14 protein-coding genes are annotated in these 15,195 nt (G+C 44.8%); 11 read left to right on the top strand and 3 right to left on the bottom strand.

Annotated features, from left to right (window positions below):
* Window positions 1–11 precede the first annotated feature (11 nt).
* Window positions 12–743, bottom strand: a complete 732-nt coding sequence (locus tag MWG26_RS21865; protein WP_025653763.1) for a sensor histidine kinase — start codon at window positions 741–743, stop codon at window positions 12–14.
* A gap of 177 nt (window positions 744–920) precedes the next feature.
* Here MWG26_RS21865 and MWG26_RS21860 point away from each other — a divergent pair, with 177 nt between their 5' ends.
* Together MWG26_RS21860 and MWG26_RS21855 are read left to right on the top strand one after the other, a co-directional pair.
* Window positions 921–1,328: an HIT family protein gene (locus MWG26_RS21860; RefSeq protein ID WP_025653762.1), complete on the top strand. Its 408-nt coding sequence runs from the start codon at window positions 921–923 to the stop codon at window positions 1,326–1,328.
* 15 nt (window positions 1,329–1,343) lie between these two features.
* Window positions 1,344–1,889: an RNA polymerase sigma factor gene (locus MWG26_RS21855; protein ID WP_025653761.1), complete on the top strand. Its 546-nt coding sequence runs from the start codon at window positions 1,344–1,346 to the stop codon at window positions 1,887–1,889.
* A 57-nt stretch (window positions 1,890–1,946) separates the two neighbouring features.
* Here MWG26_RS21855 and MWG26_RS21850 read toward each other — a convergent pair whose 3' ends face one another.
* Window positions 1,947–3,011: an undecaprenyldiphospho-muramoylpentapeptide beta-N-acetylglucosaminyltransferase gene (locus MWG26_RS21850; RefSeq protein ID WP_025653760.1), complete on the bottom strand. Its 1,065-nt coding sequence runs from the start codon at window positions 3,009–3,011 to the stop codon at window positions 1,947–1,949.
* Between the two features lie 151 nt (window positions 3,012–3,162).
* On the opposite strand from MWG26_RS21850, the gene MWG26_RS21845 reads away from it, so the two are divergent.
* Window positions 3,163–4,167 (top strand): DUF4367 domain-containing protein, encoded by a 1,005-nt coding sequence (locus MWG26_RS21845; protein ID WP_025653759.1) that lies wholly within the window; start codon window positions 3,163–3,165, stop codon window positions 4,165–4,167.
* A 61-nt stretch (window positions 4,168–4,228) separates the two neighbouring features.
* Window positions 4,229–4,732 carry a hypothetical protein gene (locus MWG26_RS21840; protein WP_025653758.1) on the top strand — a complete coding sequence of 168 codons (504 nt, stop codon included), beginning with the start codon at window positions 4,229–4,231 and terminating at the stop codon, window positions 4,730–4,732.
* A gap of 228 nt (window positions 4,733–4,960) precedes the next feature.
* Here MWG26_RS21840 and MWG26_RS21835 read toward each other — a convergent pair whose 3' ends face one another.
* On the bottom strand, window positions 4,961–5,203 hold the full coding sequence (locus MWG26_RS21835; protein ID WP_025653757.1) for a TIGR03905 family TSCPD domain-containing protein: 243 nt from the start codon (window positions 5,201–5,203) through the stop codon (window positions 4,961–4,963).
* 416 nt (window positions 5,204–5,619) lie between these two features.
* Between MWG26_RS21835 and MWG26_RS21830 the strand changes: the two genes are divergently transcribed.
* The 7 genes from MWG26_RS21830 to MWG26_RS21800 all read left to right on the top strand — a co-directional run bounded on the left by MWG26_RS21830 (window position 5,620) and on the right by MWG26_RS21800 (window position 15,150).
* Window positions 5,620–6,390 carry a hypothetical protein gene (locus MWG26_RS21830; RefSeq protein ID WP_025653756.1) on the top strand — a complete coding sequence of 257 codons (771 nt, stop codon included), beginning with the start codon at window positions 5,620–5,622 and terminating at the stop codon, window positions 6,388–6,390.
* A 64-nt stretch (window positions 6,391–6,454) separates the two neighbouring features.
* Window positions 6,455–7,804: a glucose-6-phosphate isomerase gene (locus MWG26_RS21825; RefSeq protein WP_025653755.1), complete on the top strand. Its 1,350-nt coding sequence runs from the start codon at window positions 6,455–6,457 to the stop codon at window positions 7,802–7,804.
* Between the two features lie 234 nt (window positions 7,805–8,038).
* Window positions 8,039–8,848 carry a C-type lectin domain-containing protein gene (locus MWG26_RS21820; protein ID WP_025653754.1) on the top strand — a complete coding sequence of 270 codons (810 nt, stop codon included), beginning with the start codon at window positions 8,039–8,041 and terminating at the stop codon, window positions 8,846–8,848.
* Window positions 8,849–9,008: 160 nt separating this feature from the next.
* Window positions 9,009–9,575: an FHA domain-containing protein gene (locus MWG26_RS21815; RefSeq protein ID WP_153917704.1), complete on the top strand. Its 567-nt coding sequence runs from the start codon at window positions 9,009–9,011 to the stop codon at window positions 9,573–9,575.
* 128 nt (window positions 9,576–9,703) lie between these two features.
* Window positions 9,704–11,971, top strand: coding sequence for a hydratase (locus MWG26_RS21810; RefSeq protein WP_025653752.1), 2,268 nt, complete (start codon window positions 9,704–9,706; stop codon window positions 11,969–11,971).
* Window positions 11,972–12,502: 531 nt separating this feature from the next.
* Entirely contained in the window at window positions 12,503–13,015 is a 513-nt protein-coding gene (locus MWG26_RS21805; protein ID WP_025653751.1) for an RNA polymerase sigma factor, read from the top strand.
* 14 nt (window positions 13,016–13,029) lie between these two features.
* Window positions 13,030–15,150, top strand: coding sequence for a beta-propeller domain-containing protein (locus MWG26_RS21800; RefSeq protein ID WP_081732964.1), 2,121 nt, complete (start codon window positions 13,030–13,032; stop codon window positions 15,148–15,150).
* The last annotated feature ends 45 nt before the right edge of the window (window positions 15,151–15,195 follow it).

Below are 15,195 nucleotides of genomic sequence, written 5' to 3'. Positions count from 1 at the left end.
GCAATACCGTACTATATGGGAAGAATAATTGTAAACGTGGAACCTTCGTCCACTTTGGAGTCTACCGATATGGAACCACCATGGGATTCGATGATTCGTTTGGACAATGACAGCCCAAGGCCTGTCCCACCCTCTTTATAGGTTTTAAACGGCTCAAAGATGTAATCTATGATTTCTTCCGCAATACCGCATCCGGTATCCTTGCATTGAATTGTCAGAGAGTCATTATGACGGCTGGCCGAAAAATGTATGCGGCCTTCACCTGTTATAGATTCTTTAGCATTTCGAAGAAGGTTTAAGAATACTTCTTCCAGCTTGACTTTGTCACCAGTGTAATCGCCCAGACCGGCAGGAATAGAGGATGTGAATTCAATATCGGAATCTTCGCTGTCGATAGAAATTGCAAATGAGACGGCAATGTTCTTTAGGAGACGTTCGATAGAAAAGACAGAATAGTGCAGAGTATCGCCATTATTAAAAGTAGAAAGCTCGTTTAACAGCTGACACATAAATTCTACATCGTCGATCGTCTGACGCCAGTGTGGAAAATCACGTACTTCAGGATGCTGGATTTCCATAACCTGCAAGGACGAGGAAACAAGTGTCAGCGGATTTCGTATTTCATGAGCAATTGCGGACACCGTTTCATGATGATTTTCTAACAGCTGACTAATGATCTGTTTTGCATCATGGTTTTCCTCCATGAGAGTGTTCATTTTATTGATGTCAACATTATGTAACATATTTATGCCCTCCTTATAGTACGTTATAATTGTAGTCTAGCACGATGGTGGGCAGTGTTCAACAAAATCAGATTGACAAGTTTCGACAGAATAATGCTGATAAAAGAGCTTCTCATTTAGTTGAAAATGGGATATACTAAAGTTAAAACATTCTAAAAGAAGAAATGAGGAAAAGCTATGAAAGACGAAAATTGCATTTTTTGTAAGCTGGCATCGGGTGAAATTCCATCAGCAACGCTGTATGAAGACGATGACTTTCGTGTGATTTTAGACCTGAATCCTGCGTCCAGGGGACATGCTTTGATTATACCGAAGGAGCATTACCGCAATCTGTATGACCTGGATGATGAGCTTGCAGCTAAGGTATTGGTTCTTGCTAAAAAGATGGTACTTAAGCTCAAAGACGTGTTGGGGTGTGACGGTTATAACATTGTTCAAAACAATGAGGAGCCCGCAGGTCAGACAGTATTTCATTTTCACATGCATATGATTCCTAGATATGAAGGCGATAAAGTAGGATTGGGCTGGAAGATGGGCGAACTTTCAGATGAGGACAAAGAAGAAATATTAAGTAAAGTGATTTAATAACCGGGGATAAAAATGTTGACTGATAATCGTGAGTTTGATGAGATCTATGAAGAATATAAAAATCTCGTTTTAAAAGCAGCATATACATATTCGGGCAATTACGATGTGGCAGAAGATATTACTCAGAATACGTTTCTCCAATTATATATTTATTACAACCACATGAATCACAGCAATATTAAATCGTGGCTGTATACGACTGCTAAGAATTACGCGTTGAATTATAACAAGAAGGCCAGTCGGGAGATACTTGGAGAAAATTTTAATGAGGAAGACTTTGTTCGGGAAACTGTGGAGAGTGCTGAAGAAACGTTTATGGAAGAGTTGAAAGATTTAGATCGCTCCGAACTTCACGAGCGTATCTTTGAGGCACTGCTTGAGAAAAATCCCAGATGGTATGAGGCGATTACGCTGGTATATTATCTGGAAATACCACAGGCAAAAGTTGCTGAACAAATGGGAGTCCGTGTCGAAGTGCTGCATAGTGTATTGCACAGAGCCAAAAGCTGGATAAAGAAAGAGTTTGGCGTAGAATATGACGAATTGAACCGAGTATAAGAAAACAGGTGTCTATACGCCACCTGTTTTCCTGGTTGTGTTGCAATCCGACAATTACTATAAACTTATCTCTTCTACAAGTCCTATAATTGTATCAATGGAATCCTGCTGTCTGGAATCCCGCATAGCGTCCATATAAGAACTGCGGTTATCGTAAAGCCTCCGGACAGCTTCGAGGAGAGACTCTTTTGTAAGCTCCTCTTCTTCAAGGATCATACTAAAGCCCTGCCTTTCAAATGAGCGGGCATTTAGAATCTGGTCGCCGCGGCTGGCATTGGCCGAAAGTGGGATCAAAAGATTCGGCTTTCTAAGTGCTAACAGCTCGCAGATTGCATTTGCACCGGCCCTTGAAATAACGATATCTGCCAGGGCGAATATATCCCGAAGCTCATTTTTGATATATTCAAACTGTGCGTAGCCTCTCAGGCCATTAAGGGAATTATCAACTTTGCCTTTGCCGCAGAGGTGAACGATCTGGAAATACTCCAGAAGCTCAGGGAGAGCAAGGCGTACTGCATTGTTGACGGCCACTGAGCCAAGGCTTCCTCCGATTACAAGGATGACGGGCTTATCCGCCGCGAAGCCGCATAGATCCAGTGCAGCAATTTTGTTGCCGGACAGCAGCTCCTGCCGGATCGGGGAACCGGTAAGGATAGACTTTTCCAGCGGAAGAGACTCAAGGGTCTCCGGGAAATTACAGCAGATTTTGGTTGCCGATGGGATGGCTAGCTTGTTGGCAAGTCCCGGTGTCATATCAGACTCGTGGATAATGGTCGGTACCTTGCACCGCTTGCCGGCCAGTACAACGGGAACAGAAACGAATCCCCCTTTGGAAAAGATAACATCAGGTTTCAATTCCTTTATAATGGAATGAGCCTCCCCAAACCCTTTTATTACTCGAAAAGGATCTGTAAAGTTCTGAACGCTGAAATAGCGCCGCAGCTTTCCGGAAGAAATACCATGATAAGGGATACCAAAAGGCTCAATGAGTTCCTTCTCAATCCCTTTGTAAGATCCTATGTATTGGATATCGTAACCCAGTTCCCTCAGCCGGGGAATCAGTGCAATATTGGGGGTGACATGCCCGGCAGTTCCTCCACCGGTGAGTATGATTCTTTTCATAATGAAAACCTCCAGATTTGAAATGTTCATATTATGCTTAAAAATTTAAAAGTTATACTTGCATATAACCGATAAAACACATATAATTTCATATTAAACTTATTTAGTAAAAAGTCAAGAAAAAGTAGTAGCCAAAATAAGGGGAATAAGCATGAAACAAAACAAAAAATTATCACTGCAAGAAGAAGTGGAGAATGCAGCTGAGAGGGTGGAAAGGAAAATAGCGGAAAATCCTGATCTTAAAGATATCCAGGTATCTGGCAGGATGGAAGCTGCACTTCTAGCTGAAATTCAGGCATACGAGAAGAGACGTGGACAAGAGCACAGCACTGGAGAAAATACAGCAGAGTTTGGGGAGGAACTTGCTCCAAATTTTACCGAACGTACAAAAGATAATCCGGAAAGTTTTCTTTCAGAAGAAGACAGAGAAGCATTACGCCTTGGCAGAGAACTCCTGAAAAAGAAAGAGGACGAACCAAAGCTGTTTGAAGTCAATACAGAATACCACAAACATCTTAACAGTGATGAGAAAAAGGGGAAGAAAAAAGAAGGGAGGAAGACCAGTGTATTACGTATGCCGCGTGGAAGGAGGTTTATAATTGCATTTGCGGCGGTACTTGTTTTGGTGGTTGGAACGAGTGTGACTAGCGTGGGGAGTAAGTCATATTTGAAAATACTATGGGAGAAGATTCATGGTGGACAGGCAATGCAAGTTGTTAATGTTAAAGATATGGAAACACAAGAATCCGAAGATGGTGAGGAAGTTACTGCATATAGAGAAATTAGAGAGCGACTGGGGGTTGTAGCAGTAAGACTGGGCAGTAAGCCTAAAGATATGTACTTATCAGAATATACTATAGATGAAGAGCAGAAAAGAGCACAACTATTTTATTCATATAATGATGAGATTATACGTTATTCTATATATTTAAATAATTTAGATTCATCATTAAGTCAAAAAGAGGAAGACACGCTAATAGATAGTTTTGTAATTGAAAACCATAATCAAAACATAGATATAAAAAAATATAAAAAATCAAATAAGTATAGATTTGTAGCTAAATTTGATTATCAAGGGGTTTATTATCAAGTTAAAGGAGTTATGGAAGAAGACGAATTTTTAGGATTAATAGAAAATTTGATATTTTTTGATTAAAGGCGTAAGTTTTAATACACTCAATTGTTTATTTAATAGAACACATAAGAGGATGATAAGGATGAGAAAAAGAATATTTGCCACATTATCTACATTGTTATTAGCTTTAAGTATTTGCGTTATATCTGTAACGGATGTTAGAGCTTCAGAAGATAAGGTTATAAAAGTTGACGGTTCATATCTCACTACACTAGATACTTCAACAGGTAATACTGATGGGAGTATAGTGACAAGAGGCGAACATTTGATGGATGGAGAGTGTTCCATAACAAAGTCGGGCGTTGGTAGAATATACGTATATGCGGCTACAACAGCAGATCATGTAGTAGATTACATCTCTACAGTTATTTATGTTGATCAGTATAATCAAGAAACGGGTAAATGGGATCAAATAGACTGCTGGCAGGTAGAGGACCGTAATACATATTATGTAAGCACTAACAAAATGATGATGGTGGATCGTGGATACTATTATAGAGTCCATGCAGATCATGTAGCTGGAATGACTGCAGAAAAGCCATACGACGAAGCCACCTCACTCACCGACGGTATCTACGTAAATTAATATTAACTTTACCACCCTGTACCCCCTCTCTTTGAGCAATTGAAGCAGCTGTCAAGTGTACCGCATACAGGAGAAACTATTAACCATTAATTGATTATAGAAAAGACCTGTACCGAGAAAACACCACAAATTTTTTTATGCGCGCCGCATGACAGCTGCTTCAATTGTTCAAGGAGGGGGATCTTTTATTATATGGTTCATGTACTAAACATAGAAAAAGCAATCGGATTATCTTCCGGTTGCTTTTTTTAATGCTAGTGCGAGTTGATCGGGACAGGATGTACTTTTGAAACCACAGCGGATACCTTCTATTCTGGAGATAGCCTCATCCACATCCATGCCTTCTATCAGGCGGGCTATGCCCTGCAGATTGCCGGCGCACCCTCCAACAAAGGCTACATTTCTTACCTTATTGTCTTCGATATCGAAGTTGATCATTTGCGAACAGACTCCGCTTGTCTTATACTGCATGTTTTTATCCTCCTGCAAATAATGATTTTAATCTGGCATTGGGGTGTTATGGCGGCACTATAACCCGTATTTTACCAGCATTTATCAGATATGTTGATTATAGCAAAATGAAGGGGAAATTACCAGTACATTTTCGTGTGCCAATTTTCGAGTTTTTCCCCGATTAAATGACAGGAGTTTTCTTAAGGCAGAGAATGCACTGTGAAGATAAATGATGTGTTAAATTGAAGGATTGAGGCCGTTCTTAAATTCTATGTTTCTTAACCCTGAGATATTCCTGTCTTTCCTTAAAAACACTCTGAAATGGCGAATTATGTAGAACGGTTTTTGCGGCAAGTACGGAAAAGTTGGGCTATAATAGGCTCACACCAAAAAATGGTAGTTGTGGCACAACCATAAAAACAGGAGGTCTTATTATGTTTAAAAATGTAGCAGCCGACACAAACGTAATCTTCTATCTGATGATTGCGGTGGGTGTCATTGGGGTACTGGCCAAGCTCGTGAACCAGGTTACCCTCCGCCGTCTGGTAAAGGCGTCAGGCAATATGTCAAAGAGCACACACAAACTGATGAAGCTCGTGCGGGCAAAATATGAGCACGCGTGTATGATACACGATAAGGTAGACAATGTGGGAGCATTTGTGGAGAAGTACATATATGAATACCGGGGATTTCTTTTTAAAGTACATACGTGGAGACAATTGGAAATACAGAGTATTTGGTTTTCCGGAATCCTGGCGGCGCTGGGAGCGGCAGGGCACTACCTGGCACATGGGCTGTGTGAGGCGATGTACCAGTATATTGCAGTAGGGGCGGCGGAAATGGTTGCGTTGTTTGTAATCAGCCAGCTGTCCGATGAATCTTATAAAGTAAAAGCAGCAAAGAATTATATGGTTGATTACCTTGAAAATGTCTGCGCTCACCGTTATAAGAAGGTGAAACAGACCGAGAAGGAGAATATAGATGTTATCAGCCCCGAAACTGCGGGGGCATCCAGAGCGGCGGCACAGCGGGAGGAACCTGCACTGTCGATCAATATTGAAGGAGAACCGCGCAGGGTAGAAAAAGGGGAAGCGGCGAGACAGGTGATCCGCCGGACAGTAAAAGAAAAAATGGAGGAAGATGATGAGCAGCCTGCACTAAAAGAAGAGGCAATTCGCCAAATTTTAGAGGAGTTTTTAGCTTGATTAAGGTGGGCATATTTGGTAGAATTAGCTTGTAAAAGACGATATTAGAGAGGAAGGGTAAACAATGGCTAACAAAGTTACATTTGATTATTCAAAAGCAAGTAGTTTTATTCAGGAACATGAAATGGAATATATGAGCGAACTGGCAGCCCAGGCAAAGGACAAGCTTGTTGCAAAGACAGGCGCGGGAAATGATTTCCTTGGATGGATTGACCTTCCGGTTGATTATGATAAAGAAGAATTTGCACGGATCAAGAAAGCGGCAGAGCAGATCCGCAGTGATTCTGAGGTGTTGTTGGTAATCGGAATCGGCGGCTCTTATTTGGGAGCAAGAGCTGCAATTGACTTCCTTGGACATTCATTTGCCAATGTGGTATCCAAAGAACTCAGAAAGTCTCCGGAGATCTACTATGTAGGTAACAGTATCAGCAGTACTTATCTTAAGGATCTGATTGACGTAGTCGGCGACAGGGATTTTTCCATCAACATGATTTCAAAATCAGGAACTACTACAGAGCCAGCCATTGCCTTCCGTGTATTTAAAGAGATTTTGGAAAATAAATATGGAAAAGAGAGCGCAGCAAAGAGAATATATGCTACGACCGACAAAGCCAGAGGAGCTTTGAAGAACCTTGCTACAGAAGAGGGATATGAGAGCTTTGTAGTGCCGGACGATGTCGGGGGACGTTTCTCCGTACTGACGGCCGTAGGCCTTCTGCCGATCGCAGTGAGCGGCGCAGACATCGATAAACTGATGGAAGGCGCACAGGCAGGAAGAAAAGAAGCTTTGGAAAATGATTTTAAAGATAATGGGGCCCTGCAGTATGCGGCAGTACGCAATATCCTGCTGAGAAAGGGCAAAGCAATAGAGGTTCTGGCTAATTATGAGCCAAGCCTGCATTATGTATCCGAATGGTGGAAACAGTTATATGGAGAGAGCGAAGGTAAAGACCAGCGGGGCATCTTCCCGGCATCAGTAGATTTGACGACCGATCTGCACTCCATGGGACAGTTTATCCAGGATGGAAACAGAATATTATTTGAGACAGTTCTGAATGTGGAGACGTCCAGAGAAGAGCTGATTATCAACGAAGAACCGGTTGACCTGGACGGACTGAATTATCTGGCAGGCAAGACCGTAGACTTTATCAATAAAAGTGCTATGAACGGAACGATTCTAGCACACACGGACGGCAACGTGCCGAACCTGATGGTGACAGTTCCACAGCAAAATGAGTTTTATCTCGGACAGCTGTTCTATTTCTTTGAGTTTGCATGCGGTGTTAGTGGATATTTACTCGGCGTGAATCCATTTAACCAGCCAGGCGTGGAAAGCTATAAGAAGAATATGTTCGCACTTCTGGGCAAACCGGGTTATGAAGAAGAAAGAGAAGAATTATTAAAGAGATTATAAAATAGTATCGCTGCGGGAGCTGCTGCGGCAAAGGACGTGCAGGCGCAGGATACGGATAGATTGTAGGAAGTTCTAGCAGACAGAAGCCTTAGAATCAGAGGCTTCTGTCTTTTCTATACATAGTTTTGCAGCTTGCTGTAACCCGTCCCAAAGGGGCATAAATTGCTGGGTGCTCTTTGGGTATAAGTAACTATTGGGAAAACTTCAGTATGAAGAAAAGGGAGGAGACAAAAGATGAAAAAGCCAAGACACAACGGGAAGATACTGGTGATTGTCATTATCGGAGTTATCGTTGTATTTGCAGCAGGAATTGGGCTTGGGATTGTGACCGGAAAAAAGGTGCAGGACAGCCAGAAGGTAACTTCAAATGATGCTGCAGGGAAGGCGGAACAGGATAAGAATTCAGCGGCACAACAGGGTGACGCTTCCAACACCGATAAGGATAATGGGACAAAGGATCCCGCAAATAATAATACGGGGGACAATGCAGGGGATCATGCCGGCGAAGGAACTGACAGCTCCAAGGACAATTCTCAGGATGAAAATGCTGCGGATCAAAATGCAGGCACCTATGACGCTTCTGCTCCTGCCGATGATACGGCAATCCACAGATACGAGTATATAAAGAGCGACTGCACCTGGTCAGAGGCGTTTCAGGACTGCTTAAACCGGGGTGGTTATCTTGCCAGAATTAACAGTTCAGAAGAATACGAGTACATACGTAAAGAAATCAGCAGGGCAGGGATGACCAATATCTTTTTCCGGATTGGGGGAAGAAGAGACGACAATTCCAAAGATTATTATTGGGTGAATGAGAATAATAAGCTGTTTGGGGAGAAGCTGAATTCTGAGGGCAGCTGGTGTTCTGACGAATGGAAAAACGGGGAGCCAAGTTTTCAGGACGGCAGCCTGGAAGAGCAGTATATGGATTTGTTTTTCTATGACGGCGAAAAGCGGTTTGTATGGAATGACGTGCCGGACGATATGCTGGCGGCAGAATCGTCATATACCGGTTTCCTGGGGTATATCTGCGAATATGAATAGAAACCGGGACAGTAAGAACGGGGAATTCATTTTGTTACTGTGCACGCCCAACGGGTGTGAACAGTAACAATTTCAGGCTCAGGCGATAAAAAATGGCGGATTGGGTTGCCTGAAAGGTAAAAATATAGTACTATAAACTCTTGAAGGAGTGGATATACATATGATGTACTGGATTATTCTGATAGTTTTAGCTGCTTTGATAGCGGTTACTATAATTGTTACCATAGTGACCATAGTAAAAGAGAGAAAAGAATATAGGCATTATGAGCTTGATGAGGCTTACGGCGGAGAAAGCGATGATTATGACGACGATGATTACGATGACAGGCCTCCGGTGAGAAAGAAAAAACAGGCTGTCGGACAGCCGCCGAAGACGCCTGCAGCGGGTGCAGGCAAAAAAAGGCGCTGGAAGATTATCCTGGAGGATCCGGATACGGGAGAGCGTTACAGTTTCGTTTTCTATGACAGTATCGGGATTGGAAGAACGACGAAGGATGTTGCTTTTGAGGAATTTCTTTCCCTGCCCGGTGACAGGAAGATTTCTAAGGTCCACTGCGCCATTGTGAGGAGCAAAGATAAGCTGTTTCTCAGGGATGAAGGTTCTAAGAACCATACGTTCCTGAATGGAAAGAAGGTTCAGAAACCAATCGTGATTCAGAAAGAAGATATTATATCAATGGGAGAAACTGATCTTGAAGTAGTGAAGATTCTCAGGGAAACGAATTAGGTTAAAAAGGGCGGTGCCATCGGCGGCATCGCCCTTTTTTGCCGCTTCCGTTATTTACATCCATTCTTTAACATGCTAAAATGATTAACAGTAACGATTAAAATCAAGTATCTTTAGGAGGAGCGAACATGATAAAGCTATACGATAATGGTGTCTATCTGCTGAACGGCACTGAAATAGTTGAAGATACAGGCAGTGTTTCTGTCCCGGTTTCAAAAGACGAAGCAGCTCAGAATACGATGGCCTACGGTATTTTGAAAGAGCATAATACATCATCTGACATGGAACATCTTCAGATTAAGTTTGACAAACTGACTTCCCATGATATCACATTTGTGGGGATTATCCAGACGGCGAGGGCTTCAGGGCTTGAGAAATTCCCGATCCCTTATGTGCTGACGAACTGCCATAATAGTTTGTGCGCTGTTGGCGGAACGATCAACGAGGATGACCATATGTTTGGACTGACCTGTGCAAAGAAATACGGCGGAGTCTATGTACCACCTCATCAGGCAGTCATTCATCAGTATGCACGTGAGATGCTGGCAGGCGGCGGAAAGATGATCCTTGGATCAGACAGCCATACCCGCTACGGCGCCCTGGGAACGATGGCCATGGGAGAAGGCGGTCCGGAGCTTGTAAAACAGCTTCTGAACAAAACCTATGATATTAAGATGCCGGGAGTCATTGCGATTTACCTGGATGGTGAGCCGATGAAAGGCGTTGGCCCTCAGGATGTGGCTCTGGCAATTATAGGCGCGACATTTGGAAATGGCTATGTTAACAATAAAGTGATGGAATTCGTCGGACCGGGAGTCAGCAAGCTGAGCGCAGACTTCAGAATCGGTATTGACGTTATGACAACAGAGACAACCTGTCTGTCTTCGATCTGGAAAACTGACGATAAGATCCGTGAATTCTATGAGATCCATGGCAGAAGCGGGGATTACAAAGAGCTGAATCCTGGTGCAGCAGCATATTATGACGGTATGGTTTATGTGAACTTAAGCGAGATCAAGCCGATGATTGCAATGCCGTTCCATCCAAGCAATGTTTACACAATCGATGAACTGAACGCAAATCTAAAGGATATTCTGCACGATGTTGAGCAGAAGGCGCTTGTAAGCCTGGACGGTGCAGTAGACTATACGCTCCAGGATAAGGTGGTTGACGGTAAATTATATGTAGAGCAGGGAATTATCGCAGGATGTGCGGGCGGCGGATTTGAAAATATCTGTGCGGCTGCAGACATTATCAAAGGAAGAAATATCGGACATGATGAATTTACATTCAGCGTCTATCCCGCAAGTACTCCGATCTACATGGAACTTGTTAAAAACGGGGCGGTTGCAGACTTAATGGCAGCAGGAACCATCGTAAAGACCGCTTTCTGCGGCCCCTGCTTCGGAGCAGGAGATACGCCGGCCAACAATGCATTCTCTATCCGCCACTCTACAAGAAACTTCCCGAACCGTGAGGGTTCCAAGCTCCAGAGCGGTCAGATTGCTTCCGTGGCCCTTATGGACGCACGCTCCATTGCTGCAACAGCTGCCAATAAGGGATTCCTGACACCGGCCACTGCGTTGGATGTCGAATATACAGGACAGAAATATCATTTTGACAAGAGCATATATGAGAACCGGGTATTCGACAGCAAAGGTGAGGCAGACCCGGATGTAGAGATCAAGTTCGGCCCGAACATCAAAGACTGGCCGGCCATGTCAGCATTACCACAGAACTTGGTTGTAAAGATCGTTTCCGAGATCCATGATCCGGTAACCACCACAGATGAGCTGATCCCATCGGGCGAGACCTCTTCCTACCGTTCCAATCCGCTGGGCCTTGCTGAGTTTACACTGTCCAGAAAAGACCCTGCATACGTAGCCCGCGCCAAAGAAGTACAGGCAGCCCAAAAGGCAATCGAGGCAGGTACATGCCCGCTGGACGTTCTTGAGGAGCTGAAACCGGTGATGGCAAAGATCCAGGAATCCTACCCGTCAGCAGGAGAAGGAAACCTGGGTGTAGGAAGCGCCATATTTGCAGTAAAACCAGGAGACGGCTCTGCCCGCGAGCAGGCGGCATCCTGCCAGAAAGTATTGGGAGGCTGGGCAAACATTGCGAATGAGTATGCCACAAAGCGTTACCGTTCCAACCTGATCAACTGGGGAATGCTCCCGCTTTTGACCAAAGAAAATCACGAGTCCCTGCCATTCAGGAACGGAGATTACATCTTCATCCCCGATGTCAGAAAAGCCGTAGAAGAAAAACAAGACACCATAAAAGCATACGTAGTGGGCGACAGCCTCAAAGAAACAGAATTCTGCCTGGGAGAACTCACAGACGCAGAACGGGAAATCATCCTCAAAGGCTGCCTCATCAACTACTATAAAGGATAAGGAGCGAGAGCGGATGGGGTGCTGCTGGGAAATACAAGCCCTGCCGTCCGGATGAACCCAGCCTGTGGGGAGCGGGAGTTCCGGGGGCGTGGGGGAAACTTCTGTGCACCTTTTTCGAAAGCATAGAGCGCGCTGTAGTATCACTTAATAAAAACCACATCGGATGTGGAGGCTAAATGCTGCTCACCAAAGCAGCATTTAAGAAGGCATGAGCCGCACAATTCATCAGAATTGCGGGGTGAATGCCTTCGCTGCCTCCCCATCCGATGTGGTTTTTATTTAGTGATACTTGGCAAGCAGCCCGCTTTGAAAAAGGTGCACAGAAGTTTTCCCCACGCCCCCGGAACTCCCGCTCCCCACAAGCGCCCCCCTTGTTCATCCCCGCCCGCAGCAAAAAAAACATTTCCAATGCAACAAACCATGGTTTATGATACTCTTATATGTATGAACGGAATATAATATCTATTTCGTTCTCATTCATGAATGTTTATAACTGCTCCTGTGATACGGAGCAGGAGAGGAGGGGTGCAGATGTATGATTATGAGAGCTGTTCGGAACTGATCTTGATCAGGAAGGCCCGCAGAGGTGATGTGAAAGCATTCTCAGAACTGTACGCGAGAATTTATGTGGATCTGTATAAATTTTCACTTTATATGCTGAAACATCCGCAGGATGCGGAGGATGCGGTCAGCGAGGCTGTGATATCTGCCTATGAGAATATTGGGAGCCTGAGGAAAGAAGCGTCTTTCCGGAGTTGGATTTTTAAGATTTTGAGTAACAGGTGCAGGAAAAAGTTAAGGGATACGGGGCATACAGAAGAGCTGGAGGCAGAGATGCCGGCGGCGGAGAGGGATTATGCAGGCGCTCATGATGTGCGTGAAGCATTCCTGATATTGAATGAAGACGAGAGGATGATAGTGGCATTTTCCGTGTTTGGCGGGTATCAAAGCGACGAGATCGGCGGTATGATGGAGATGAACCCGGCCACAGTCCGCTCGAAGAAGACGCGGGCGCTGGATAAGATGCGCCGTGTGCTGCAGTAGAAAGGGGTGTAGATATGAGTTTGGATGGGAAAGATTTAAACGGGAAGAATGGGAGAGAGAATCCGAGGGGAAACAAAACAGAAGAACAGAGGACCGATGAGCACAAAATAGAAGAACGGGTGGAAAAACAGGCTGTGGAGGAGCAGATCCGGGAGATGGCAGATGATGTGGAGATCCCCGAATCTCTAAAACCGGAGAATATAGAAAAGATGCTGACTGAAAAAGGCGGGAAGAAACCTTTCCGGTGGAAGGCAGCGTATAGTGCAGCTGCAGCAGCAGCCTGCTGTGTGATTGTTGTGGGGATTGCCGTTTTTGGCGGTCTTGGGGGTCATAAAGATATGTTAAATACTGAGAGTACTTCTGCCGCTGACGCGGGAGGAACGAATGAAGCCAAGGCGGATACGGAGGCCTCGGGCACATCTGATACGGTTATAGCTTCCGCCAGGGACTATGATGAGATTTATAAATATATCGAGGCGGAGAAAAAGAGCCAGGAGGAGCTCCAGAAGCAGTATAGTGTGGACAGTGCCGCCGACGGCAGTGCGTCTAATTTAGCACGCACGGAATCTGCCGAGAGCAAAGCCGATACATCTGCGGCGGGGGCTGCCGACAGCGGCGCGTCCTATTCGGATACAAATATCAGGGAAGAGGGCGTTGAGGAAGGGGATATCGTTAAAACGGACGGTAAGAAACTTTATATCTTGAATGGGCAGAAGGTGCAGATTGTCAACATTGAGAATAAAGAGATGAAGGAGATGGGATCAATCAGGCTAGAGGACGACCAGTACATCTCTGAGATCTATATAAAGGGAGATAAACTGCTTATTGTGTATACGAAGACCGAGTACAATGACGGCAATGAGGGATATGACGGTACCTACAAGCAGTACACTGTGGCAGAGACTTATGACGTCAGCAACCCGGAGAAGCCCAAATCTGTGGGAAAGATTACACAGAGCGGCAGCTTTTATACGGTACGTGTGACGGGAGACTATGTATACCTGTTCAGCAATTTTAACGCCGAGGTTTCGGCTGCAAGGAACGATATTGATTTATACATTCCCCAGGTGCAGGGAAAGGCCATTGACAGCGGAAGCATTCTGCTGCCGCAGTATGTGCGGGGATACCAGTATACCGTCATCTCTGCTTTTTCCCTGAAGGATCCCGGCAGGAAGCTGGACAGCAAAGCGGTATTCGGAAGTTCCGGGCTTGTGTATGTTAGCGGAAGCAGCATCTATGTTTGTGAATCCTATTATAATTCCGAGGAGTCCGATGTAACACAGACCTGTATCCGTAAGGTGGCTTATAAGGACGGTACTTTGGAGGCAGTGGGACAGACGCGGATCGACGGCACATTAAACGATTCGTTCAGTATTGATGAGTATGAGGGAAAACTGCGGCTGGTAACTACAGTCAGCCCTACAGGCAGTGCAGGCCCGTTTCCGATCGTAACGTTTGGAGAGTCCCCGTTTTCTTCCAAATCCACAAAGAAGGACAGCAATTCACTCTATGTATTGGACGAAAATTTGAATGAACTGGGAAAAATTGAAGGGCTTGCAGAAGATGAGCAGGTGTATTCGGCGAGGTTTATGGGCAGCACGGGATATTTTGTGACATTCAAGCAGGTGGATCCGCTGTTTTCTGTTGATTTGTCCAATCCGGAGAAGCCGGAAGTGATCGGGGCCCTGAAGATACCCGGATTCTCGGATTATCTTCATCCATATGGTGAGGGGCTGCTGCTCGGGATCGGGATGGATGTGGATGAGACAGGAACCACTACGGAGGGCGTGAAGCTGTCCATGTTTGATATCTCGGATCCCTCCGATGTGAAGGAGATCGAAAAGTATGTGATGGAGGATTGTTACTCTACAAACGTTTCTTACAACTACAAAGCGGCTCTGATTAATACGGACAGGAATCTGATCGGATTTGCTGCTTACGGACAGAGCCAGAAGTATTACTTGTTCTCCTACGACAAGGAAAAAGGGTTCCAGTGTATTTTTGAACGGGAACTGAGCGGATATTCGGAAGGGCGCGGAATGTTCAGCAAAGATACTTTCTATCTAGTGGCTGGCAATACTGTTGAATCTTTCCGGATGGATACATTTGAAAAGGTGGATGATATTGTGCTATAATCGTGGAAGCGATTGGGGCCGGACCCTCTTATGCAGGGTCCGGTT

The sequence above is a fragment of the Faecalicatena contorta genome (assembly GCF_022835095.1).
In the GTDB taxonomy this organism is placed as follows: domain Bacteria; phylum Bacillota; class Clostridia; order Lachnospirales; family Lachnospiraceae; genus Faecalicatena; species Faecalicatena contorta.
Note: the sequence above shows the minus strand (reverse complement) of the source record. Positions and strands in the feature narration are given on the sequence as shown.

Coding starts and splice junctions, on each gene's coding strand:
- MWG26_RS21865 (WP_025653763.1), bottom strand. CDS start 743: ATGTTACATAATGTTGACATCAATAAAATGAACACTCTCATGGAGGAA.
- MWG26_RS21860 (WP_025653762.1), top strand. CDS start 921: ATGAAAGACGAAAATTGCATTTTTTGTAAGCTGGCATCGGGTGAAATT.
- MWG26_RS21855 (WP_025653761.1), top strand. CDS start 1,344: ATGTTGACTGATAATCGTGAGTTTGATGAGATCTATGAAGAATATAAA.
- MWG26_RS21850 (WP_025653760.1), bottom strand. CDS start 3,011: ATGAAAAGAATCATACTCACCGGTGGAGGAACTGCCGGGCATGTCACC.
- MWG26_RS21845 (WP_025653759.1), top strand. CDS start 3,163: ATGAAACAAAACAAAAAATTATCACTGCAAGAAGAAGTGGAGAATGCA.
- MWG26_RS21840 (WP_025653758.1), top strand. CDS start 4,229: ATGAGAAAAAGAATATTTGCCACATTATCTACATTGTTATTAGCTTTA.
- MWG26_RS21835 (WP_025653757.1), bottom strand. CDS start 5,203: ATGCAGTATAAGACAAGCGGAGTCTGTTCGCAAATGATCAACTTCGAT.
- MWG26_RS21830 (WP_025653756.1), top strand. CDS start 5,620: ATGTTTAAAAATGTAGCAGCCGACACAAACGTAATCTTCTATCTGATG.
- MWG26_RS21825 (WP_025653755.1), top strand. CDS start 6,455: ATGGCTAACAAAGTTACATTTGATTATTCAAAAGCAAGTAGTTTTATT.
- MWG26_RS21820 (WP_025653754.1), top strand. CDS start 8,039: ATGAAAAAGCCAAGACACAACGGGAAGATACTGGTGATTGTCATTATC.
- MWG26_RS21815 (WP_153917704.1), top strand. CDS start 9,009: ATGATGTACTGGATTATTCTGATAGTTTTAGCTGCTTTGATAGCGGTT.
- MWG26_RS21810 (WP_025653752.1), top strand. CDS start 9,704: ATGATAAAGCTATACGATAATGGTGTCTATCTGCTGAACGGCACTGAA.
- MWG26_RS21805 (WP_025653751.1), top strand. CDS start 12,503: ATGTATGATTATGAGAGCTGTTCGGAACTGATCTTGATCAGGAAGGCC.
- MWG26_RS21800 (WP_081732964.1), top strand. CDS start 13,030: ATGAGTTTGGATGGGAAAGATTTAAACGGGAAGAATGGGAGAGAGAAT.